This is a genomic window from Janthinobacterium sp. UMAB-56 (assembly GCF_900095265.1).
In the GTDB taxonomy this organism is placed as follows: Bacteria; Pseudomonadota; Gammaproteobacteria; order Burkholderiales; family Burkholderiaceae_D; genus Janthinobacterium.
On the sequence record NZ_LT607666.1, the window covers coordinates 68,574 to 90,376 of the forward strand.

Consider the following 21,803-nt stretch of genomic DNA (forward strand, 5'->3'; position numbering starts at 1 on the left):
TAACCATGCCACAGCGCAAACTCCCCGTCACCGTTCTGTCCGGCTTTCTCGGCGCCGGCAAGACCACCTTGCTCAACCACATACTGCGCAACCGCGAAGGCAAGCGCGTGGCCGTCATCGTCAACGATATGAGCGACGTCAATATCGATGCCTCGCTCGTCAAGGACAGCGCCGAGGCGGCCGGTGCGGCCCTGTCGCGCACGGAGGAAAAACTGGTGGAAATGTCGAACGGCTGTATTTGCTGCACCCTGCGCGACGATTTATTGCTGGAAGTACGGCGCCTGGCGGCCGAAGACCGCTTCGATTACCTGCTGATCGAATCGACGGGCGTGGGCGAGCCGATGCCCGTGGCCGCCACCTTCGACTTCGTGGATGAGCACGGCGACAGCCTGAACGACGTGGCGCGCATCGACTGCATGGTCACCGTCGTCGACTGCGCCAACTTGCTGGCGGATTTTCACAGCGAAGACAGCCTGGAGCAGCGCGGCGAAATCGCGGGCGAGGGTGACGACCGTCAACTGGCCAACTTGCTGACGGAGCAGATCGAGTTTGCCAATGTCATCGTCCTCAACAAGATCGACATGGTCGATGCGGCCGAGCGCCTGCGCGTACTGGCCATCCTCAAGGCCCTCAATCCCGGCGCGCGCATCATCGAAACCACGCAGTCCATCGTGCCGCTGGACGCCATCCTGGGCACGAACTTGTTCGACCTGGAACAGGCGGCTTCCATGCCGGGCTGGGCGCAAGAGCTGGCCGGCATCCACACGCCGGAAACGCAAACGTATGGCATCAGCAGCTTTGTGTACCGCGCGAAGGAACCGTTCCACGCGCAGCGCCTGCACGACTATATTTCCCAGCCGATCCCCGGTGTGGTGCGCAGCAAGGGCTATTTCTGGCTGGCCAGCCGGCCCGAATGGGTGGCCAGCCTGTCCGGTGCGGGCAAATTGATGAATATCGAGCCCGTGGGCCTGTGGTGGGCGGCCGTGCCGCAAGAGCGCTGGCCCACGGATGCCGAGTCGCTGGCGGAAGTCAAAGCGGGCTGGAGTGAAACGTATGGCGATCGCTACCAGGAAATCGTCTTCATCGGCCAGGGCATGGACCAAGCCGCTATCGAAGCGGATTTAAAGACATGTCAACTCAACTATACGGAAACGCGCAAGGGCATGGCCGCCTGGCGCAAGCTGCCCGACCCGTTTCCCCAGTGGCAGCACATGGAAGAATTGGACAATTAACCTTGCACAGGAACACACCATGACAGAACACATCCCCGTTACCATCATCACGGGTTTTCTCGGCAGTGGGAAAACCACCTTGCTCAAGCGCATATTGCGGGGCGACCATGGCGTACGCATCGCCGTGATCGAAAATGAATTCGCCGCCGAAAGTATCGATCATGGCTTGCTGGTGCAGGACAGCGACGAGCAGATCGTGGAAATGAACAACGGCTGCATCTGCTGCAGCGTGCGCGGCGACCTGATCCGCATCCTGGGCGATCTGCACGCCAGGCGGGCGGCAGGCAGCATTGTTTTCGATCACGTGATCATCGAAACGACGGGCCTGGCCGCACCTGGCCCTGTGGCGCAAACCTTCTTTGCGGAGCCGTCCGTCAGCGAGTGCTATCTGCTGGACGCGATCCTGACGGTGGTCGATGCGCGCCATGCGCAGCAGCAACTGAGCCAGCACCGGGAAGCACAGGAGCAGGTGGGCTTTGCCGACCGCATCCTGCTGTCGAAGACGGACCTGGTCAGCAAGGACGAACTGGCCGCGCTGCGCCAGCGTTTGATTGCCATCAATGGTCGCGCCAGCCTGCAGAAAGTGCGCTTCGGCAATGTGCCACTGCGCGATATGTTGAATATTCGCGGTTTCAACTTGAATGCCATCGTCGAACTGGAGCCGGATTTCCTGGGGAGGGTGGGGCACCGCCATGGCGATGGCGTGCAATCGTTTGTGTACCACCAGGCCCAGGCCCTCGATTTGCTGCAGGTGGAACACTTTCTCGATGCCGTAGTGCAGCTGTTCGGCACCCAGATGATGCGCTACAAAGGCATTTTATACGTCGCCGACTTGCCATGCCGTGCCGTCTTTCAGGGCGTGCACATGCTGATGGGTTCGGAACTCGGCGCGCCGTGGCGCGATGGCGAGGCGCGCGCCAGCAAGATCATCTTCATCGGCCGCGACTTGCCGCAGGACATGCTGACGCGAGGCCTGGACCGCTGCGTGGCAGGCGCGGCCAGCGCCGTCAGCCTGGCGTGCGCATGAGCGTGGAAGCGGGCTTGCCCGCCCTGGCGCTGATATTTCTGCTGGGCATGCGGCATGGTTTGGAACCCGACCACCTGGCTGCCGTCGATGGGCTGACCCTGCGCAGCCAGTCTGCCCATCCGCGCTGGACGCCGTGGATGGGCGCGCTGTTTGCGCTGGGGCATGGCATCTGCATGCTGGCCATCGTGGCCATGGCGGCGCTGGCCTCGCGGCAATTTTCGCCTTCGCCAGCATTGTTCGGGTGGCTGGAGTGGCTGCCCATCGCCTTGCTGCTGCTCATCGCCGGCATGAATGCGCGCAGCTTGCTGGCTGGCGCGCAACTGGCCGAGGTGCGCGGCCGGCTGCTGCCAGGATGGCTGAGGGGCGTTTCCGGGCCGCTCGGTGCCATCCTCGTCGGCATGTTGTTCGCGCTGGTCTTCGACACGGCCCTGCAGGCGGCCGCCTGGGGCTATGCGGCCGTGGCGCTGGGCGGCATGGGCCCGGCCTTGCTGACGGCTACGGTGTTTGCCGTGGGCATGGGCGTGACGGATGCCTTCGATGGCTGGGTCACGGCAAAGGTCATGCGTACCGGCAAGATTGATATCGTGCGCGCATTCCGGCGCCGCCTGGGCTGGCCCATCGTCGCCATCTGCGTGGCCATGGCTGGCTATATGGCCGCCGGCAAGCTGGACCCAGCGTGGTCGCTGCCAGAAAGCTGGGTGGTGGCGCTGGGTGGGGCCATGCTGCTGCTGATGGCGGCCCTGTACGGCTGGACCCTGCATGGCTTGCGCACGGTAAGGGTGCACTAAGGGGGCAGGGCGGCTAGTCTGCGCCTCAGCGCGTTATTTGCAGCGCGGGCACAGGCCCTTGATCAAGTAATCGACTTCGCCGCCGCTGAAACCTTCCGGCAAGAGCACGGGCGGGGGCAGCTTGACTTCATTGAAGCAGGTGACGTTGGCGCACTTGGTGCACTGGAAGTGCGCGTGTTCGTGCGCCTGGTGGCCTGCGCCCGCGCTGAAGCGCCACACCTGGTCGGCGCCCGCGATGCGGTGCACCAGTTCGTTTTCCGTCAGCCATTCCAGCACACGGTACAGGGTGACGGAATCGATATCGCTGTCTTGCGACAGCGCTTGCTGGATTTCGTGGTGGGTCAGCGAACGGCTTTGCGCCATTAAAAAGTCGAGCACCTTCACGCGCGTCTTGGTGACGCGGGCATTGGTGTTGCGGATCAGCGATTCGGCTTGCGGTGTAGAAGATGATGTCAACATGATATGGCCTGCTTGCGGGGGATCGGCTGGCGGCGTCATCGCCGTGCCCGTTGCCACCCTCTTGGCCGTATCTTAGCATGCGTGCCCGCAAGCATGAAGCGGCGTCACGGTTTGAACGTCCAATAGCGGCCGGCCGGCGTATCGACGGGGTCGAGAAAGCGCTGGTCGGCGCGCGCCTGCTGGCGTATCAGAGAAAACATGTCGGACAGGGCCGAGCGCTGTTCCGCAAAGTAGGCATGCTTCATGAAGCTCGTGTCGACGCCCGTGGCGTCGATCGTTTCCACGCCCGCCACGATCTGCATACCGGCACCGCTGTCGCCCGCGCGCGGGTAGCCGTGCACCGCTTTCGAGGCGGCCAGCGCCAGGTCTTGCGACGAGGCATATAAAGTGACGGGGTTGCGCGCAGTGGCCAGTTTCGGCGCGATATCGTGCTTGAAGACGCCGGCGTCGATGTCGGGCGCGGACAGGATGAGCTCCGTGATCTTTTGCGCCAGTGGCGGCTGCGCGGCCAGCAAGACTGCCACGGCGCGCGCCAGGCCACGGCTGCCCATGCTGTGTCCCACCAGATATACTTGCGCCGCTTCCGTGCTGGCCAGAAATTCGGCCAGGAAGTTGGTGATGTGGGGCGTGCTCCACTCGATATTGTTTTCATCGATGGTATAGCCGGCCAGGTCGCCCCGTGACGGCCAACTGTAGAACACAGCTGCGCCGTCGAAGCCCAGGTCGTAGGCCATCTGCCCCGTGCGCCGCGCCGCGTCTTCGAATGACACGTTATAGCCGTGCACGAAGACAAAGGCGCTCTGGCCGGCCGAGGCGCGGATGCGGGTCTTTAATGCTGCAAAGAAGTTGTCACGGTTTTGCACCTCGGCAGTCAGCAACACCACGTGCTTGGCCGGGTCGTCGCGAAATTCCAGGCGCCACAGCGACGGCGATTCCAGCTGGCCCATGCGGTGATCGCGGGGGATGCTGATGTCGCATCTGCCATAGCTGAGCGGCCCGTCGCCGCCGCCATTGCCACCTGTCATGCTGCGCTCGCCGCTGAAGCGCTGGCCCGGCGGCTTGCCCACGTCGTGCTGGCGGTCCGTGGCGAAATACACTTTCACGACGGCATAGTTTGAGACGACGGCGCTTTTGTCTGGCGGCGCGGGCGCAGTTTCCACTGCCGGTAGTTGGGGCAAAGGCCGCTGCAGCGCTTCGAGCAAGCTTTGTGCGGCAAACAGGGTTTCCATGTCATCGGACACTTTCGCGCTGGACAGGGCGGCCGACAGGGCCAGTTGCAGCTGGGGATGGTCAGGCGCCGCTTCCAGCGCGGCGATGGCGGCCAGGATGGCGGCGGCGCTGTCGAACTTCGCGACGGCCAGCTTGAGCCGTTGATAATGGCCGGCGACGGCTTCGGACGCGTGGCCGGGCGCGCCATGCCCGATGGCTGCCACGACGGCGGAAGTGATCAAGTCCATGCGCCACCTGCCTTTCAGGTCAATCTGGTTTAAATATCAAGCCATATTGCCATAAAAGCACGCGCAAAGCGACATGTCCAGCACCGCGCGCGGGCGGTGCGAGCCAGATCAATGCTGCTTGTCGTCGCTGAACTGCTGCGCCAGCGATTGCAGGGGCGCCACGGTCAGGCCGCCGCGGCTCACGTGTTCGGGGATGGCCACGCGCACGGGCTTGCTATGCATATTGCTTGAGGACAGCACGTTCAGGGTGGTTTCCGGCGCCGCATTCCACACGGGATCGACGATGCCTTCGAACACATGTTTCAATTGCTCGCCCCAGGTGTCGCGGATCATGCGGAAATACTGGTTCTTTTCATCGATGGTGACGAAACGCGTGACGGCCAGGCTGCCCGTCTCGTAGACGAGCAGATCGAGGGGCAAGCCGACGGAAATGTTCGAGCGCAGGGTCGAATCCATGGAAATGAGCGCGCACTTGGCCGCCTCGTCCAGGCGCGTGCCCGGGTTGATGACACGGTCGATGATGGGCTTGCCATATTTCGCTTCGCCGATCTGGAAATACGTGTTTTCATCGTGCGATTCGATGAAATTGCCGGCCGAATACACCTGGAACAACCGGCAGCGCTCAGCACCTATCTGGCCGCCGAGGATGATGCTGACATTGAAATCGATGCCGCAGTCTGCCAGCGCCTTCGCTTCGCGCAGGTGCACGGTGCGCACGGCTTCGCCCACGATGCGCGCCGCGTCGTACATGCTGGCCACGTTCCAGATGCTGCGCCCGTCCGCATCCACGTGTTCGGACACGATCTGGCGTATCGCCTGCGAGATCGACAAATTGCCGGCCGTCATCAGGACCAGCATGCGGTCGCCCGGGTTCTCGAACACGCTCATCTTGCGGAAGGTGCCCACCTGGTCCACGCCGGCGTTGGTGCGGGAGTCAGACAGGAAGACCAGGCCTTCGTTGAGGCGCATGCCTATGCAATAAGTCATCGTCGTAAATCAAGTCAAAAGGGGAAGCATTCTACACCAGCCGGGCCATGCCACCTGCTGGCAAGGCCCGGCCAGCCTCATTTCTGCCCGATTACACGGGCACTATCTGCACATCGACTCTCAGGGTTTCCGTGCCGCCACCCTGGCGCACGCCCCGCACGGGCGCCGCCGAATCGTAGTCGCGCCCGATGGCCAGGCGGCAATACGCATCCGTCATCAGTCGCGCGTGGGTCACGTCGATGCTGACCCAGCCCGCGAAGTCCGTATCCTCCGTCCAGGCGTCGACCCAGGCATGGCTGGCCGCGTGGCCCGTCGTGCCCGGATCGATATAGCCGGAGACATAGCGGGCCGGGATGCCCCAGGCGTGGCAACAGGCGAGGAACAGATGGGCGTGGTCCTGGCACACGCCGCGCCCCAGCGCCAGCGCGTCGCCGGCCGTGGTGGTGACCATGGTGGCGCCGCTTTCATACGCCACCTTGCCGACGATGTGCTCGGCCAGGCGCAGCAGATGGCCCGTGCCGGCCGTCACGCGCCGGTCCAGCAAGCTGGCAGCCGCCAGCTCGAGGATGGCGGGATTGGCCTGCGTCAGCGGCGTCGGCATGGTAAACAACAGCGGCGACAAGGTATCGACCAGGTTCAGCCGTCCCTTGTGCGGATAGATGGTTTCCACCACGCCATGCGCCACCAGGCTCAAGGAGTGATGGCTGCCGTTAATCGTCAGCATGTGCGACAGGTTGCCGTAGGCATCCGTGTAAGCGTGGCAACGCCCCGGCGTGGTGATTTGCCAGGACAGAGCCCGCTGCTGCGGCTCGATACGCGGCGTCAGGTGCAGCTGCTGGATGGTGTAGGCCAGCGGCGCACTGTAGGCGTAATGGGTTTCGTGGCGGATAGTGAGCTGCATCAGGCCGCCAAGGGAACGAGGAAGTCGCGGCTGACCCGGTTGCCCAGGTCATAGATGTTTTCCAGAAACTCCGTCAGGGTCAGGTGCAAGCCCGCCTTCATGATGTCGTCGATATGGCCGAATTTCAGCTCCGCATGCAATTTGCCGGCAAACCGCTCCGTATCGGCCGACACATCGTTGCGGATGTGCTTGAGGTTTTCCACCACGTCATCCATGCAGGCCAGCAAGGAGCGGGGCATGTCGCCGCGCAGCATCAGCAATTCCGCCACCCGCGCCGGGGTGATGACGTCGCGGTAGACCTTGCGGTAAATCTCGAAGCCCGAGACGGAGCGCAGCAGGGCCGCCCAGTAGTAGAAATCGCGCTGGGTACTATCTTTCGAGGTATCGCGCGCGCCGTGGAACTTCACGTCGAGGATGCGCGCCGTGTTGTCAGCCCGCTCCAAAAAGGTGCCCAGGCGGATGAAGTGGATGGCCTCATCCTTGAGCATGGTGCCCAGTGTGACGCCGCGCGACAGATGCGAGCGGTACTTGACCCATTCGAAGAACTGGCTGGGGTCCGTTTCCAGCAGATTGCTTTTCAAGCGCTTCTGCATGTCGAGCCAGGTGGCGTTCTGGATTTCCCACACTTCGGTCGTCAATGTACCGCGCACGGCGCGGGCGTTTTCGCGCGCCCCCGTCAGGCAGGCCAGGATGGACGACGGGTTGTTCGGGTCGCGCACCATGAAGTCGAGCACGTCGCGCGTGTGGAAGCGGCCGTATTTGTGGTCGTACGCGCTTTGCAGCTCGGAAATGCCCAGCGTCGCGCGCCAGCCCTGTTCCGCGTCCTGCTCGGACTGCGGCAGCATGGACGTTTGCATGTTCACGTCCAGCATGCGCGCCGTGTTTTCCGCCCGCTCCGTGTAGCGGGCCATCCAGAACAAATGATCGGCGGTACGGCTCAGCATGTTTTCTCTCCTGCAAAGGCGGAAGTGGCTTCCAGTACCCAGGTATCCTTGGTGCCGCCCCCTTGCGAGGAATTGACCACCAGCGAGCCTTCACCGAGGGCCACGCGGGTCAGGCCGCCGGGTACCATGGAAATCGTCTTGCCCGACAGCACGAACGGACGCAAATCGATGTGGCGCGGCGCAATGCCGGCGTCCACATAGGTGGGGCAGGCGGACAGGGCGAGTGTCGGCTGGGCAATGTAGCCGCCCGGATTGGCCAGCAGGCGCTGGCGGAAATCCTCGATCTGCGCCAGGCTGGACGCTGGCCCCACCAGCATGCCATAGCCGCCCGCGCCATGGACTTCCTTGACCACCAGTTTCGGCAAATTGGCCAGCACGTACGACAGGTCGGCGCTCTTGCGGCACTGGTATGTCGGCACATTGTTGAGTATCGGTTCCTGCGACAGGTAAAACTTGATCATGTCGGGCACGAAGGGGTAGATCGACTTGTCATCGGCAACCCCGGTGCCGATGGCGTTGGCTAAAGTGACCCGCCCGGCACGGTAGACGGACAGCAGGCCCGGCACGCCCAGCGAGGAATCGGAACGGAAGGCCAGCGGGTCGAGGAAATCGTCGTCGACCCTGCGGTAGATGACGTCCACGCGCTTCGGCCCCCGCGTGGTGCGCATGTAGACCGAGTTATCGTTGACAAACAAGTCCTTGCCCTCGACCAGTTCCACGCCCATTTGCTGGGCCAGAAAGGCATGCTCGAAATAGGCGGAGTTGTACATGCCGGGTGTCATGACGACGACCGTGGGGTCATCCACGCCCATCGGTGCGACGGAGCGCAGGTTGTCGAGCAGCATGTCCGGATAATGGTCGACGGGGGCGATGCGGTTGCGCGCGAACAGTTCCGGGAACAGCCGCATCATCATCTTGCGGTCTTCCAGCATATAGGACACGCCCGAGGGCACGCGCAAATTATCTTCCAGTACATAGAATTCACCCTGGCCGGCGCGCACGATATCGACGCCGGCAATGTGCGCGTAAATGTCGGAAGCGACGGCGATGCCCTGCATTTCCGGGCGGTACTGGGCGTTCTTGTAAATTTGCTCGGCAGGAATGATGCCTGCCTTGATGATGTTTTGCTCGTGATAAATATCATGGATAAACATGTTCAGCGCTTGCACGCGCTGCACCAGGCCCGTCTGCATTTGCGCCCATTCGGCGGCGGGGATGATGCGGGGGATGGTATCGAAGGGAATCAGGCGTTCCGTGCCGGCATCGTCGCCGTAGACGGCGAAGGTGATGCCGACGCGGCGAAACGTCAGGTCGGCTTCGGCCCGCTTGCGGGCAATGGTTTCCGGGGATTGCTGCGCCAGCCAGTTGTCAAATTCACGATAGTGTTCACGTACCTTGCCGTCCGTACCCACGTCATCTGCAGTCATTTCATTGAAAAAATTTGCCATGTTGTGATTTCCCTTGAGCCGTGTCTACGTAGAGCTCAGCAGGAAGCGTGCCAACAGCAGGGGCGTGAACAGGTGCAAATATGACCATTTTTGTGGCGTCGCGCCCTTCATTGCACCGATTTGGTGCGCTAGCTGTCACTCTTGGGGATGTCGGAGGGCGGTACGAAGGGGCGGCAATCGACGGGCACGTCGAAGATGAAGCTGGTGCCCGTCTCGGGCGCGCTGTCGACGGCGATGCTGCCGCCGTGGCTTTCGGCCACGTTCTGCACGAAAGGCAGGCCGATGCCCCAGCCCGGCGCAGGGTTGTCGTTCTCGCGGCGCAGGTAGTCGAAGATGCGTTCAGCCTGTTCCGGCGCGATGGCGTGGCCGCCATTGTGGACGGTGATCATCAGGCGTTCGTGTACCGCTTCCACGAGCACGCTGACGGGGCTGTCGTCGCCATACTTGATGGCATTGCCGAGCAGGTTTTCCAGCGCGCGCCGCAGCGAGTTCTCGCACCACCAGCCGATGACGGCTTGCCCGCTGACCAGGCATTTGCCGGGCCGCTGCAAATTGACCTGGCCGGCCACGGCATGCACCAGGCGCAGCACGTCGAACTGGCTCAGGGACAGCGGCAGGCGCTGGCCCTTGTGGTAGCTGAGACTGTCGAGCAATTCCTCAATCATGCTGTCAAGCCGCTTGCTGTGCTCGGCAATTTTGTGCGCCAGTGACACCACCCGTTCCGGGTCCTTCAGCCGCAGCAGCAACTGGGCGCTGGTGCTGATGACGGCAAGGGGATTGCGCATGTCGTGTGACAGGCCGGCCGCGACGCGGCGCCGGAAGCCTTCGTGCATGCTGGTAAATTCGCGTATCGATTCGCGGATGCCCAAATCGATCGACGCGTTGAGCACCTGCCTGTCCTTGGCGCGCAAGGTGATGCCGGTCTCATGTGCAGTGGCGGCGAAGCAGTCGCGGAAGATCTGGTATTCCTGGATCACCTGTTCCGGCCCATAATTGGTCATGCGCGCCCGTTCATTGCCATGCACGGCGGGCACATTGCTGTTGCTGGTGGCGTTGTCACGCGGATGGCCCGGCGTGAGGGCTTCGACCAGGTTGTCGAAAAAGGCGGGCAGGGTATTGGTGAGGATGGGCGTCAGCAACTGGTCCGCGCCGCGCACGCTGGCGCGCACGCGCTGCTCCCAGTCGTCGAGGACGGCGTCGCGCATGGCAAAGAGGCGCTGCGCGCGTCGCAGTGGCTGGCGTGTGCCTGCCTGGCGACCCGCCTGATGATCCGTTGCAATATTCAACTGGGCTCCCTGACAGGAATGACTATGCTTGCGATAGTATGCGACAAATCAGCCGTCGGAGGAACGTCTTATTAATCAGTATCGGCTTGCCGCAGGGCCGCATGCAGACGCGCTAGCGAGGCTGACCATGCGGCCAGGGAAAAGTTCTGTGGATCGTCATGACCATTCGCAAAGCCCGTATCGAGCACGGCATGGAAGGCAGGGATCAGCCACGTGCCCTTGCGCACGCTGGCGGCGAGGTATAGCAGGGACAGGCGCTCGTATTGCGCTGGCGTAAAGCCGGGATCGGGCGCCAGGCCATCGTTGCCCTTGCCGCCGCCGGGCACGGACTGGCGTGGCTGCACCAGTTCCACATGCAGGAACAGGCCCGTCAGCGAAGGCTTGTCTTTCTCCAGCTTGCTGGCGTAGCCAGCTGTGCCGAAGTCGCGCACGGCCAATGCACCGCCGAGTCGGTTCACGTACACATGGCCTTTCGGGCCGCCGCCCAGCGCCGGATTACGCAAGCTGAAGTCGTTGAAGTCCCAGCTGGCGTCGTTGATGTGGGCAGGAATAGGTTCCGCCAAGAAATTCGGGTAGCTGGTGTCGTGGATGACGAAATAGCGCGCCATGGGCGCCGCCAGCCGGCCAACGGCACGCGACAGGGGGGCGTCGACGGCGCCGCCCACGTCCGCTTCGGCAACACCTTGCTGCGCCAGCCAGGCGCGCAAGCGGGCCGGTGCAATGCCGGTGCGCTGGCCGATGTGGGTGGCAAGAAACTCCGGCAGCGGGGCGCTGTCGCCCAGGCGCGCGTACTGTTTCACGGGACGCAGCAAACACCTGGCTTGCGCCTGCGCATCGCCCTTGAAGCCGCTCTTCCAGGCGGCATACGGACAGGCGGCTTGCCGTTGGGCAGAGGCCGGCAGGGATAGGCTGAGCAAGAGCAGCAGGGCAGGGAGTCGTTTCATGCTCGCATTGTCGCCGAAGCGCATGTGCCGGCACAGGGGCGCACGCGAAAAAAATCGGCCCAAGGATACTTTGCCTGGCGATACTGGGGCCATCGCCTGCGCTGGCCTGCCTATGCCCTTGTGCATCCGGGTGCCGGATTCCGGCAGGAAAAGGCGCGCCAGACGATACCTTGTGGATTTATTAATGCCTATGTTCAAGTTTCGCTAGAATAGGCCATCGCGCCCCGCGCCCACAGGAAACCGCATGTTATTGCACCGCCATTTACAGTTCGCTTCTACGCGCATACGGCGGGGCTTGAGCTTGAAAGGCGCGGCCGTCGCGCTGATCCTGGCCATGCATGCGCTGGGCCTGTATTTCCTGCTCCTGCCAGCACGGCAACTCAAGCAATACACGGAAGTGGCGTTCATGACCTTGCTGCCGACCCGGCCGCCGCCGCAAGTGCCACCGATGGCCTTGCCGCTGCCCATGCCGCCGCCCATGCCCGTACCCATGCCGCGCGCGCGGGCCAGTGCGCCGCCCGTCGCCTACGAGACAGCTCCCGTAACAGCGCAAGCGATCACCGTGCCCCCCGAGGACTTGCCTGCCGCATCCGTCCCGGCCCAATCGAGCACCGACTTGCGCACGCGCGCCCGGCTGGCGGCGGGCGCCGCAGACAAGGCTCTACGCGGCGAGCTGCAGCAAGACAAGCCATGGCTGGCCGTAGCCGACCTCAAGAGCGAAAGCGCCTTCCAGAAGCTGGTGGCCTCGGCCTGGCGCGGCGGCCCCGTCATCCGCGTGGAGGAATACCTGTCGGCCGATGGCCGGCCTGTCACGCGCGTCGTCAGCGCCGGCGGCGCCGCCTGCTATGGCATGGATGCGAACCCGGGCGCGGGCGCCGACCCGTTCAAGACGGGCGGCAAGGTGAAACGCGTGCCTTGCCCGGGCTAAAGACCGCCGCAGGCACAGGGTTTTCACGGCGATTGCAGGGCAGTCGCCCCGGCTGGGTCGCAAATATGCTAAGTTGCGTCTGCAATTCATGTGACACGACCCAGGACGCCCATGCCCCCAGAACTCCTCATCCTCGCTCCCAGTCCCTCGGCTGCCGTCAACGCGCAGCTGGACCAGCAATATACCTGCCATCACGCCTGGCAAGTGCCGGCTGACGCGCGCCACGCCTGGCTGGCCGAACGGGCGCCGGCCACCCGCGCCGTCGTCACGTCGGGCGCGCTGGGCTTGAATGGCGCCGACATGGCCTTGCTGCCGAATCTTGAAATCATCGCCGTGAATGGCGTGGGCCTCGATGGCGTGGCGCTCGATGCGGCGCGCGCACGCGGCATCGCCGTCACCACCACGCCGAACGTGCTGACCGATGACGTAGCCGACGTGGCGTTGGCCTTGCTGCTGGCCAGCGCGCGCCACATCGTGGCGCTCGACCGTTTTGTGCGCGATGGCGGCTGGGAACGCCGCGAGGCCATCGCCCCCGCGTCCAGCCTGCGCGGCAAGACGGCCGGGATCTTCGGCTTCGGCCAGATCGGCCAGGCCATCGCGCTGCGCCTGGCCCCCTTCGGCGTCCAGGTGCGCTACTTCCAGCCGCGCGCCATTGCCGGCACTGCCGTGCCGCGCGCAGAATCCTTGCTTGCCCTGGCGCAGGAAAGCGACTACCTCATTGTTTGCGCGCCAGGTACGCCCGCCACGCGCAAGATCATCGACCGCAAGGTGCTCGACGCGGTCGGTCCGCAAGGCACCCTGATCAATATCGCCCGTGGCGCCCTCATCGATGAAGACGCCCTGATCGCCGCCTTGCAGGATGGCCACCTGGGCGCGGCCGGTCTCGACGTGTTTGCCGACGAACCGCGCGTACCAAACGCCTTGCGCGCCTTGCCGAACGTGGTGCTGACGCCGCACGTGGGCAGCCTGACGGTGGAAACGCGCCATGCGATGGGGCAACTGGTGGTCGATAATCTGGCCGCGCACTTCGCCGGCTTGCCGTTGTTGACGCCAGTAAAGTTATAAAAATCCCGGATTGAACATTTTATTAGTATGAATGAAAGAGTCGCTATGGAATTGACAAAATCGCTGTTGCGCACGCGCGGCGGGCAGGACAGCGGCAAGGTGGGCATGATCGAGCTGTTCTTCGACCTGGTGTTCGTGTTTGCTGTCACGCAACTATCGCATGGCTTGCTGGCGCACCTGAGCGCCATGGGCTGGCTGCAGACTGGCTTGCTGCTGATGGCCGTCTGGTGGGTGTGGATATTCACGTCGTGGATCACCAACTGGCTCGACCCCGAGCGCATTCCCGTGCGCATCAGCTTGTTTGTGCTGATGCTGGGCGGCCTGATCATGTCGGCCTCGATACCCGAAGCGTTCGGCACGCGGGGCCTGGGTTTTGCGCTCGCCTACGTCGCCATGCAGGTGGGCCGGCCCCTGTTCGCCTGGTGGGCCGTGCGCCATGAAGCGCTGGCGCGCCGCCGCAATTTCCAGCGCATCGCCCTGTGGGCCGTGCTGTCGGGCATCTTCTGGATCGCGGGCGGCATCGCGTCGCCCGAGCAACGCATCTTCTGGTGGGGCGCGGCCCTGCTGATCGACCTGGCCGGTCCATGGATGCAGTTTGGCGTGCCCGGCCTGGGCCGCTCGACGATAGCCGACTGGGATGTCGATGGCGGCCACATGGCCGAGCGCTGCGGCCTGTTCGTCATCATCGCCCTCGGTGAATCCCTGCTGGTGACGGGCGCCACCTTCGCGGGGCTGGCATGGACGGGTGCCAACTGGCTGGGCTTTTTGTCGGCCCTGGCCGGCAGCATCGCCATGTGGTGGATTTATTTCGACACGGGCGCCGAGGCGGGCCACCACCGCATCGCCCATGCGAAGGACCCGGGCCGCATCGCCCGCAAGGCTTACACCTATATCCACGTGCTGATCGTGGGCGGCGTGATCGTCAGCGCCGTGGCCGATGAACTGGCGCTCGTGCATCCGGATGAAGCGAGCTTCGCCGGCATCAGCGCCTTGCTGGGCGGCCCGATCCTGTATTTGCTGGGCAATGCGCTGTTCAAATGGGTCAGCAACGACCGTTCCACGCCGCCACTGTCGCATCTGCTGGGCATCTTGATCATCCTGGCGCTGATCCCGATGGCTTACGGCCGTTTGTACACGCCATTGACCCTGGCGTGCATCACCAGCTGCGTGCTGGTCCTGGTGGCCGTGTGGGAACATATGGCGCTGCGCCGACCGCCACCGGAGATAGATATCTGATGCGCTATCTCTGACGCCTGCCTGACCTTAGCCGGGCGGCGTGATGCTGTCCGGATCGCTGCGCGTATCGAGCTGCAGTTGCAAGAACGCCAGGTCCAGCCAGGCGCCGAACTTGGTGCCCACCTGGCGCATCAATCCCACCTCATCGAAGCCCAGCTGCATGTGCAGGGCGATCGAGCCGGCATTGCCCGCTTCGATGCCCGCCACCATGACGTGCTTGCCCAGGCCGCGCGCCCGCATGATCAATTCCCCCATCAAGGCCTTGCCGACCCCGGCGCCGCGGCTGTCCGCTCGCACATACACGGAATGCTCGACCGTATGGCGAAATCCTTCGAACGGGCGCCAGTCCCCAAACGAGGCGTAGCCAGCGACCGTTCCTTGCGCATCGATGGCGACGAGCACCGGATAGCCGGCCCGCTGGCGCTCGGCCAGCCAGGCGGCGCGGTTGGCTGCATCGACCGTCCGTTCATTCCAGATGGCCAGGGTATGGCTGACGGCATCGTTGTAGATGGCCGTGATGGCCTCGATATCGCCCGCATGGGCATCGCGTATGTGCATATTGATCTCCTTGCTGGTCGTCTACTATAATGGACAAATCATAGATTGCCGTCCCCGCCTTGTCCAATGGAATCCGAATGAAATCCGACACATGTCCACTAAACCAGACGAATTGAACCAGCGCATCGGTGCCAGGGTGCGCCTCGAGCGGGAAAGCCTGGGCTGGTCGCTGACGGACCTGGCGGCCCGTTCGGGCGTGTCGCGCGCGATGGTGCACAAGGTAGAGCGGGGCGATTGCAGCCCCACGGCCACCTTGCTGGCGCGCTTGTCGGCTGCCTTCGGACTGAGCATGTCCGAACTCATCGCCCGCGCCGAGATGCGCGCCGGGCGCCTGCTGCGCAAGGCTGAGCAGCCCGTATGGACCGACCCGCAGAGCGGCTATGTGCGGCGCCACGTGTCACCGGCATCCGACATGCCGCTCGATCTCGTGTATATTAGCTTGCCGCCGGGCGCGGTGGTGGCCATGCCGGCCGCTGCCTATGTGGCGCGGCGCCAGCTGATCTGGGCGTTGAGCGGCAGCCTCGTCTTCATCGAAGGCGATACCCGCCACGAGCTGGACGAAGGCGACTGCCTGGCGCTGGGCCCGCCGTCGGATTGCGTGTTCAGCAATGAAACATCGCGCCCATGCACTTATGCCGTGGCGGTAATGAAGAGCGCCTGACGGCAGAATCACCAGGCTAGCCTCAGGCGATTGCCGCCGCGCGCAACTGGGTAATGAAGGCGCGCGCGGCGGGCGCCTGTTCGTGGCGCCGGAAGGCGACGGCGATTTCCGAGCTGATCTGCGGCGCCTCCAGTTCGCGGAAGCACACGCCGCGCAATTGCACGCTGGCCATCACGGAGTGGGGCACGATGGCGCAGCCCACGCCCAGCGACACTTCCGTCAGCACGGCCAGCAGGCTGCCCGGGCGCGACACCACCTGCGCCGCAAAGCCGCCACGCCGGCTCACTTCCAGGGTGCCCAATTCCTGCTCCGGCACGATGAACGCTTGCTGCGCCAGTGCCGTCGGCCCCGCCACGCCCGACCCGGCCAGCGGGCTGTCGGCCTGCACGGCCAGCACGAAGCGGTCGCGCAGCAAGACCACCATGTCTATGCCGTCCGGCAAATGCAGGGGCGGGCGCACGAAGGCCAGATCGACGCGGCCCTGGTCCAGCAAGCCGGGCAGGGCATCCATCGCGTATTCACGCGCACTGATGTGGATGCCGGGGTGGCTGGCGCGAAAGCGGGCAAACTGGTCTTGCAGCACGCCCGCATAGGCGGCCGAGGCCACGTAGCCGATGTCCAGCCTTCCCAGCTCGCCCCGTCCCGCCCGCCGCGCCACTTCCTGCGCCTGCGCCAGTTGCGCCAGCGCGCGCGTGGCCTCGATGACGAACAGTGCGCCGGCTGCCGTCAGTGCCACGGCGCGCTTGCTGCGCTGGAACAAGCGCGTGCCCAGCAACTGTTCCGTTTCCTGCACCTGCTTGGTGAGTGCTGGCGGAGAAATGCCCAGCTCGGCGGCCGCCCGCGCGAAATGCAGGTTGTGCGCCACGGCCAGCACGCAGCGGAAATGCCGCAGTTCCAGCAATTTTTCTTTATTCACCATGAGTGAATTATAAGGCGATTGTCTTATAACAGGAAATAACACCGGACTGCTTACAATCGCGGCATGAAACATACCAACTGGACCCTCTATACCTGCTCCGGCGTGTGCGCGCTGATCATGCTCGACACCAACGTGGTGGCCGTCTCCCTGCCATCGATCGCGCGCGCGCTGAACGCCAGCTTCGTCGACGTGGAATGGGTGGTCAGCGCCTACATGCTGGCGTTCGCCTCATTTTTGCTACCGGCCGGCAGCATCGCCGACCGCCTGGGTCGGCGCAAGGTCATGCTGTTCGGCTTGGCCGTGTTCGCGCTGGCGTCTCTGCTGTGCGGCTTGGCGTGGACGCCGTTGGTGCTCAACGTGGCGCGCGCCATCAAGGGCCTCGGTGCGGCGCTGCTGCTGACCTCCGCGCTGGCCGTCATCGGCCACACCTTCCATGCGGAAAAGGAGAGGGCGCGCGCCTGGTCCATTTGGGGCGCGGCCATGGGCGTGGCCATGACGCTGGCGCCACTGCTGGGCGGCCTGATCACGAGCGCCATCAACTGGCGCTGGATTTTCTATTTGAACCTGCCTGTCGTCGCCATCTTGATGCTGCTGGTGCGCAAGCACGTGGACGAGTCGAAAGATGCGTCGAATGCCAGCTTCGACCCGCTCGGCGCAGCCTTGTTCTCCGCCGGCCTGTTCTGCATCATCTGGGGCTTGATCGACGCCACCGTGGCGGGCTGGAACAGCCATGCCACCATGCTGCGCTTTCTGACCGGCGCCGCGCTGCTGGCCCTGTTCGTGATGGTGGAGCGGCGCCAGCGCGCGCCCATGGTCGATTTGTCCCTGTTTGGCCGCCGCGTCTTCGTCGGTGCCGTGCTGGGCATGTTCGGCTACGCCATCGCCGCGCAAGTGATGATGACGTTCTTGCCGTTGTACCTGCAGAACGGCTTCGGCTTTTCCGCCGTGCTGGCCGGCTGTGCCATGCTGCCGTTTGCCATCGCCATGGTGCTGTTTTCCCGGCTGGCGCCACGTGCCATGCGCCGGCTGGACGACCGAGGCATCCTCGTGACGGGGCTGCTGATCGTCGCCGCAGGCAACGTCGCCACGGCGCTGGCCGCGTCCAGCCTGCTGTACGGCCTGGTGGCGGCGGGCATGGTCGTCACTGGCGCGGGCGCAGGATTGCTCAACGGCACCACGCAAAAAGCCATCCTCGCCTGCATTCCCCGCGAGCGCACGGGCATGGGGTCCGGCATCAGCACCACCACGCGCTTTGTCGGCATCGTGCTGGCCGTGGGCGCGCTGGGCGCCGTGCTGGCCATGCGCACGGCAGCTTCGTTCGAAAAGCTGGCGTGGCTGCATGGCTTGAAGGCGTCGCCCGAAATGATAGGGCGCATCGTCGCCGGCAACGCGGCCGAAGCGTTTGGCCAGCTGCCACCCGCCTTGCAGGGTGTGGCCCAGGAAGCGGCGCGGCACGCCTTCATCGACGGCTTTGCCAGCGTGCTCTACCTGGCGGGCGGGCTGGCGGCCGTGGTGGCGGCGCTGGTGTTTGTGCTGGCCAGGCCGATGTTGCCCGCCGCGCAAGTTGCGGGAAAAGTGTAACTGTTCAGCAATATTCAAGTACACGGCCTCTACTTGTAATATGATTCCATCGAGCAATACATGGCAATCATATAACACGACCAATCAAGAGCGCCGAACAGAACCGTAGCGAGTGGCAGTGAGTTGTCGCTGAGAAGCGCAGCTGTGCGAAGCACGGGGCCGCCGAGGCAGTGAGCATCGGAAGCCGCTAATCGCGACGCGCAGTAGCTTGTGTTCGGTGCGGAGAAGCGCATGCACAGAAAACGCATTATCATCACCAGCGTGCTAGTTGCAGTCATCGGCGTGGCCGCCCCCCTGAGCCTGGCCTTTTACCTGTCGTCCGCGCGCGCCGAGCAGGGCCAACAGGAGCGCCTGCGCCTGCTCGCCGGCTATGCGCTCGAGCGCGCACAGCGTTCGATCGCCTCGGCCGGTGCCGCCTTGCGCAGCGCCGATGCGCTGGACCTGCCGCCGTGTTCGGAAGCGCATATCCAGCAACTGCGCCGCATCAGCATTACCACGCGCAGCATCGACGATATCGGCTATGTCGAAAACGGCATGCTCAAATGCACCTCCACGGGCATCGAAGAGACGCGCATCGCCGTCACGCCTGCCGAGTTCATCCTGGACAATGGCCTGGGTCTCGATTTCAACCTGCGCCCCGTCGTCAGCGGCGGCAAGCGCATGGTGGGGCTGACTTACCGCGCATACAAGGTACTGGTCGATCCCGCGCGCTTTACCGACGTCATCATCGACGCCGATATCCAGATGGCCATGGCCATCGACAAGGGCGGCGTGCTCGACACTTTGCACCATCCCGACCCCGCGCTGGTGCAATCCTTGCTCAGCGGCCAGCCAGCGGCGGGTGATGCCGCGTACGACGCCAGCATCCATGCGCTACTCTACCGCGATGGCTTGACGGCCGTGATGATCGAGCCGCGCAGCAAGCTGAACGACAGGCTGCGGCGCGAACAGCTGCTGCTTTTACCGCTGGGCCTGCTGATGGCCGCCTTCATCGTCGGCATCGTCGTGTGGCTGTCGCGCCGCCGCCTGTCGCTGATGGGAGAATTACGCATCGCCATCGACCGGCGCGAATTTTTTGTCCATTATCAACCCATCATCGCCCTCGACACGGGCGTGTGCGTGGGTGCCGAGGCGCTGATACGCTGGCGCCGTCCCGACGGCAGCATGATACGGCCCGACCTGTTCATCCCCGTGGCCGAGGATGGCGAACTGATTCTGCCCATCACGGACCAGGTGATCGCTTGCGTCATCGCCGACATGCGCGCCGCGCTGCTGGCCGACCGCGCGCTGCACATCGCCATCAACCTGTGCGCCAGCGATATCGAAACAGGCAGGGTGCTTGACGTGCTGGAACGCTCGCTGGCCGGCACAGGCATCGAGGCGCAGCAGATCTGGCTGGAAGCGACGGAGCGGGGCTTCATCAATGTGGAAGCGGCCCGCGCCACCATCGAAAAAGCGAGAGCGCGCGGTCATGCCGTGGCCATCGATGATTTCGGCACGGGATACTCTAGCCTGTCGAGCCTGCAAAACCTGCCACTCGACGCCCTGAAAATCGACAAATCCTTTGTCGACACCATCGGCACGGACGCCGCCACCAGCAGCGTCACGCCGCATATCATCGATATGGCCCGCAGCTTGAACATGCTGATCGTGGCCGAAGGCATAGAAACGCAGCAGCAAGCCGATTATTTGCTGGAACGCAAAGTCGAATTCGGCCAAGGCTGGCTGTTTGCGAAAGCGCTGCCGGCCCAGGAGTTCCTGGCCTTTTACGCAAGCCGCCTACTGCCTATCCCATGAAAAAGCCACGCTTTCCCTATCCCTTGCAGCCGCTGCGCGTACCGGGCGGCTGGCACATCACCGTCAACACCCTGTTCGAGGTGAACCCTGGCCCCGATACCATGGAATGGTTCAGCAGCGCACTGCTGCTGTGGGGTAGTTGCCGCGACACGGGTTACTGCTTCAATTCGCACTTCGAGCCGGAAGACGATCCCGAGGGCGAATTCGTGCTGGAAATGGGCAAGGTGTCATACGACCGCCATGGCAAGATCGTCCAAGGCAGCGACGCCTTCCTGGGTGAGTTTCGCACGCGCAGCAAGGCGGAGTTTGTGGCGCGGGTCGAGCAATTCATGCAAGACCCGGCAGCCTGAGTTTTACCGCTTGCGCGGCAAGACCACGTCTTGCCCGCCTTGCTTGAGCACGGCGCTGGCGATCTTGCCTGCGGTATCGCGCGTAAACGCCAGTTCCGCCTCGATGGCGCGGAAGAAAAATTGATCTTTCGCGCTGGCAAACAGGGGCGCCGAACCGATGCCCGTGCCAGCCGCTTCCAGCCCTTGTTTGCCCAGGCTCAGCGTCAAGGTGAAATCGTTGTCGAGCGGATACTCGCCGACATACTCGGCCAGCGCGGCGCGCGGCAATTCGATGGCGGCTAGCGGTTTTTTCAGCGGCGGCAAAGGCGTGCCGGGCAGCAGCGCGGACAAGCCCAGGGCATCGATGCTGCGCGCCGTGTTCGTCAACACCATCACGCCCCGTTTGCCATCCGTGGTGAACGCGGCATAGCTGGCGTAGCCGCCAGTCTGGCCGCTGTGCCAGGCGTAGGTCTGCCCCTGTTGCTGCTCCAGCAGCCAGGCCAGGCCGACCTTCGTGTCGCTATCCGGCGCCAGTGGGCGCTGCGGCGTGATCGCCAGCGCATACGGGCGCAGCGGCTTGAACATATACGCTTGCAGATAGGCAACCATGTCGCGCGCGCTGGAATACACGCCGCCGGCCGGCGCCACCACGTTCAAATCCCAGGCCGGCGTGGCTTCGCCCGACAGCATATGTCCGGGCGCCAGGCGCGCCAGCATGCCGTGCGTGGGCTTATTCGAGGTCGAGCGCATGCCCAGCGGCACGGCGATGCGCTTTTGCAGCAGCGCTTCGTAACTGCTGCCCGCCCGGGCGGCCAGGGCCGTGCCCAGCACGGCATAGCCGATATTCGAGTAGTCAAAGGCCGTGCCTGGCGCACTGGGCAGATGGTAGGCGGCGAGAAACTGCCGCTGTTTTTCCGCTGTGTAATCGGCATACGGATTGGCAGGGTCCTTGGGCGCGAAGTTGTCGGGCAGGCGCGGCAGCGAAGAATAATGCGTGGCCAGGTCGAGCAGGCTGATCGTTTTTCCGTCGAAGGCGGGCAATGTATATCCCGGCAACAATGCCGCTACCGGCTCGTCGAGTTTCACCTTGCCTTCGATGACGGCATCGGCCAGTAGCAAGCCCGTCATGGTCTTGGTGACGGAACCGATCTGATAGACGGTGTCGGCGCCCGGCTTGACGCTCTTGCCTGCATGCAGGCTGCCAAAGCCATACACGGCGCTGTCCCTGCCGTCGATGACGGCGATGACGATGCTGG

At 64.0% G+C, this 21,803-nt stretch carries 21 protein-coding genes; 10 read left to right on the forward strand and 11 right to left on the reverse strand.

Translation table 11 applies throughout. The features are described from left to right. The first annotated feature begins 5 nt into the window (after positions 1-5). The 3 genes from zigA to K0F85_RS22765 are packed head-to-tail and all read left to right on the forward strand — an operon-like array spanning position 6 to position 3,047. Positions 6-1,232 (forward strand): zinc metallochaperone GTPase ZigA, encoded by a 1,227-nt coding sequence (gene zigA, locus K0F85_RS22755; RefSeq protein ID WP_219118201.1) that lies wholly within the window; start codon positions 6-8, stop codon positions 1,230-1,232. Positions 1,233-1,251: 19 nt separating this feature from the next. Next, positions 1,252-2,259: a GTP-binding protein gene (locus tag K0F85_RS22760; RefSeq protein WP_219118202.1), complete on the forward strand. Its 1,008-nt coding sequence runs from the start codon at positions 1,252-1,254 to the stop codon at positions 2,257-2,259. Next, the gene (locus tag K0F85_RS22765) at positions 2,256-3,047 is read left to right on the forward strand and encodes a nickel transporter (RefSeq protein WP_219118203.1); all 792 of its coding nucleotides are present in this window, start codon (positions 2,256-2,258) and stop codon (positions 3,045-3,047) included. The genes K0F85_RS22760 and K0F85_RS22765 overlap by 4 nt, the downstream gene beginning before the upstream one ends. Positions 3,048-3,080: 33 nt before the next feature. Here K0F85_RS22765 and K0F85_RS22770 read toward each other — a convergent pair whose 3' ends face one another. The 8 genes from K0F85_RS22770 to K0F85_RS22805 form a co-directional block, all read right to left on the reverse strand. Further along, positions 3,081-3,506, reverse strand: coding sequence for a Fur family transcriptional regulator (locus K0F85_RS22770; protein ID WP_034787417.1), 426 nt, complete (start codon positions 3,504-3,506; stop codon positions 3,081-3,083). Between the two features lie 104 nt (positions 3,507-3,610). Further along, positions 3,611-4,963 carry an alpha/beta hydrolase gene (locus K0F85_RS22775; RefSeq protein WP_219118205.1) on the reverse strand — a complete coding sequence of 451 codons (1,353 nt, stop codon included), beginning with the start codon at positions 4,961-4,963 and terminating at the stop codon, positions 3,611-3,613. 108 nt (positions 4,964-5,071) lie between these two features. Next, entirely contained in the window at positions 5,072-5,950 is an 879-nt protein-coding gene (locus tag K0F85_RS22780) for a peptidase (protein WP_219118206.1), read from the reverse strand. Between the two features lie 91 nt (positions 5,951-6,041). Continuing rightward, positions 6,042-6,851 carry a transglutaminase family protein gene (locus tag K0F85_RS22785; RefSeq protein WP_219118207.1) on the reverse strand — a complete coding sequence of 270 codons (810 nt, stop codon included), beginning with the start codon at positions 6,849-6,851 and terminating at the stop codon, positions 6,042-6,044. After that, positions 6,851-7,795: an alpha-E domain-containing protein gene (locus K0F85_RS22790; RefSeq protein WP_219118208.1), complete on the reverse strand. Its 945-nt coding sequence runs from the start codon at positions 7,793-7,795 to the stop codon at positions 6,851-6,853. Before K0F85_RS22790 ends, K0F85_RS22785 begins: the two co-directional genes overlap by 1 nt. Then, positions 7,789-9,243: a circularly permuted type 2 ATP-grasp protein gene (locus tag K0F85_RS22795; protein ID WP_219118209.1), complete on the reverse strand. Its 1,455-nt coding sequence runs from the start codon at positions 9,241-9,243 to the stop codon at positions 7,789-7,791. Before K0F85_RS22795 ends, K0F85_RS22790 begins: the two co-directional genes overlap by 7 nt. A gap of 128 nt (positions 9,244-9,371) precedes the next feature. After that, positions 9,372-10,529, reverse strand: coding sequence for a sensor histidine kinase KdpD (locus tag K0F85_RS22800; RefSeq protein WP_219118210.1), 1,158 nt, complete (start codon positions 10,527-10,529; stop codon positions 9,372-9,374). Between the two features lie 71 nt (positions 10,530-10,600). After that, positions 10,601-11,473 (reverse strand): hypothetical protein, encoded by an 873-nt coding sequence (locus K0F85_RS22805; RefSeq protein WP_219118211.1) that lies wholly within the window; start codon positions 11,471-11,473, stop codon positions 10,601-10,603. A 244-nt stretch (positions 11,474-11,717) separates the two neighbouring features. On the opposite strand from K0F85_RS22805, the gene K0F85_RS22810 reads away from it, so the two are divergent. From K0F85_RS22810 to K0F85_RS22820, 3 genes are all read left to right on the forward strand, one after another. Beyond that, entirely contained in the window at positions 11,718-12,401 is a 684-nt protein-coding gene (locus tag K0F85_RS22810; RefSeq protein WP_219118212.1) for a hypothetical protein, read from the forward strand. A 111-nt stretch (positions 12,402-12,512) separates the two neighbouring features. After that, on the forward strand, positions 12,513-13,466 hold the full coding sequence (locus K0F85_RS22815; protein WP_219118213.1) for a 2-hydroxyacid dehydrogenase: 954 nt from the start codon (positions 12,513-12,515) through the stop codon (positions 13,464-13,466). Between the two features lie 51 nt (positions 13,467-13,517). Next, on the forward strand, positions 13,518-14,702 hold the full coding sequence (locus K0F85_RS22820; RefSeq protein WP_374198790.1) for a low temperature requirement protein A: 1,185 nt from the start codon (positions 13,518-13,520) through the stop codon (positions 14,700-14,702). 27 nt (positions 14,703-14,729) lie between these two features. On the opposite strand, the gene K0F85_RS22825 is transcribed toward K0F85_RS22820, so the two are convergent. After that, entirely contained in the window at positions 14,730-15,260 is a 531-nt protein-coding gene (locus K0F85_RS22825) for a GNAT family N-acetyltransferase (protein ID WP_219118215.1), read from the reverse strand. 91 nt (positions 15,261-15,351) lie between these two features. On the opposite strand from K0F85_RS22825, the gene K0F85_RS22830 reads away from it, so the two are divergent. After that, positions 15,352-15,921, forward strand: a complete 570-nt coding sequence (locus K0F85_RS22830) for an XRE family transcriptional regulator (protein WP_219118216.1) — start codon at positions 15,352-15,354, stop codon at positions 15,919-15,921. A gap of 22 nt (positions 15,922-15,943) precedes the next feature. Here the strand turns inward: K0F85_RS22830 and K0F85_RS22835 are convergent, their stop codons facing one another. Continuing rightward, positions 15,944-16,840, reverse strand: coding sequence for a LysR family transcriptional regulator (locus tag K0F85_RS22835; protein WP_219118217.1), 897 nt, complete (start codon positions 16,838-16,840; stop codon positions 15,944-15,946). Between the two features lie 63 nt (positions 16,841-16,903). Between K0F85_RS22835 and K0F85_RS22840 the strand changes: the two genes are divergently transcribed. The 3 genes from K0F85_RS22840 (at position 16,904) to K0F85_RS22850 (ending at position 20,568) form a co-directional block, all read left to right on the forward strand. Beyond that, a complete protein-coding gene (locus tag K0F85_RS22840; RefSeq protein WP_219118218.1) occupies positions 16,904-18,421 on the forward strand; it encodes an MFS transporter in 1,518 nt (505 codons plus the stop codon). Positions 18,422-18,652: 231 nt separating this feature from the next. Beyond that, complete coding sequence (locus K0F85_RS22845; protein ID WP_219118219.1) at positions 18,653-20,218, forward strand: EAL domain-containing protein; 1,566 nt, start codon at positions 18,653-18,655, stop codon at positions 20,216-20,218. Next, positions 20,215-20,568 (forward strand): hypothetical protein, encoded by a 354-nt coding sequence (locus K0F85_RS22850; protein WP_219118220.1) that lies wholly within the window; start codon positions 20,215-20,217, stop codon positions 20,566-20,568. The genes K0F85_RS22845 and K0F85_RS22850 overlap by 4 nt, the downstream gene beginning before the upstream one ends. A gap of 3 nt (positions 20,569-20,571) precedes the next feature. On the opposite strand, the gene K0F85_RS22855 is transcribed toward K0F85_RS22850, so the two are convergent. Next, positions 20,572-21,803: serine hydrolase (locus tag K0F85_RS22855; protein WP_219118221.1), on the reverse strand; the 1,232-nt coding region annotated here is incomplete at its 5' end.

What these genes read in the sequence shown, in the direction of transcription:
- K0F85_RS22805 (WP_219118211.1), bottom strand. Translation starts at nt 11,473, where the DNA reads ATGAAACGACTCCCTGCCCTGCTGCTCTTGCTCAGCCTATCCCTGCCG.
- K0F85_RS22785 (WP_219118207.1), bottom strand. Translation starts at nt 6,851, where the DNA reads ATGCAGCTCACTATCCGCCACGAAACCCATTACGCCTACAGTGCGCCG.
- K0F85_RS22835 (WP_219118217.1), bottom strand. Translation starts at nt 16,840, where the DNA reads ATGGTGAATAAAGAAAAATTGCTGGAACTGCGGCATTTCCGCTGCGTG.
- K0F85_RS22760 (WP_219118202.1), top strand. Translation starts at nt 1,252, where the DNA reads ATGACAGAACACATCCCCGTTACCATCATCACGGGTTTTCTCGGCAGT.
- K0F85_RS22850 (WP_219118220.1), top strand. Translation starts at nt 20,215, where the DNA reads ATGAAAAAGCCACGCTTTCCCTATCCCTTGCAGCCGCTGCGCGTACCG.
- K0F85_RS22780 (WP_219118206.1), bottom strand. Translation starts at nt 5,950, where the DNA reads ATGACTTATTGCATAGGCATGCGCCTCAACGAAGGCCTGGTCTTCCTG.
- K0F85_RS22845 (WP_219118219.1), top strand. Translation starts at nt 18,653, where the DNA reads ATGCACAGAAAACGCATTATCATCACCAGCGTGCTAGTTGCAGTCATC.
- K0F85_RS22840 (WP_219118218.1), top strand. Translation starts at nt 16,904, where the DNA reads ATGAAACATACCAACTGGACCCTCTATACCTGCTCCGGCGTGTGCGCG.
- K0F85_RS22795 (WP_219118209.1), bottom strand. Translation starts at nt 9,243, where the DNA reads ATGGCAAATTTTTTCAATGAAATGACTGCAGATGACGTGGGTACGGAC.
- K0F85_RS22810 (WP_219118212.1), top strand. Translation starts at nt 11,718, where the DNA reads ATGTTATTGCACCGCCATTTACAGTTCGCTTCTACGCGCATACGGCGG.
- zigA (WP_219118201.1), top strand. Translation starts at nt 6, where the DNA reads ATGCCACAGCGCAAACTCCCCGTCACCGTTCTGTCCGGCTTTCTCGGC.
- K0F85_RS22775 (WP_219118205.1), bottom strand. Translation starts at nt 4,963, where the DNA reads ATGGACTTGATCACTTCCGCCGTCGTGGCAGCCATCGGGCATGGCGCG.
- K0F85_RS22830 (WP_219118216.1), top strand. Translation starts at nt 15,352, where the DNA reads ATGTCCACTAAACCAGACGAATTGAACCAGCGCATCGGTGCCAGGGTG.
- K0F85_RS22825 (WP_219118215.1), bottom strand. Translation starts at nt 15,260, where the DNA reads ATGCACATACGCGATGCCCATGCGGGCGATATCGAGGCCATCACGGCC.
- K0F85_RS22815 (WP_219118213.1), top strand. Translation starts at nt 12,513, where the DNA reads ATGCCCCCAGAACTCCTCATCCTCGCTCCCAGTCCCTCGGCTGCCGTC.
- K0F85_RS22770 (WP_034787417.1), bottom strand. Translation starts at nt 3,506, where the DNA reads ATGTTGACATCATCTTCTACACCGCAAGCCGAATCGCTGATCCGCAAC.
- K0F85_RS22765 (WP_219118203.1), top strand. Translation starts at nt 2,256, where the DNA reads ATGAGCGTGGAAGCGGGCTTGCCCGCCCTGGCGCTGATATTTCTGCTG.
- K0F85_RS22790 (WP_219118208.1), bottom strand. Translation starts at nt 7,795, where the DNA reads ATGCTGAGCCGTACCGCCGATCATTTGTTCTGGATGGCCCGCTACACG.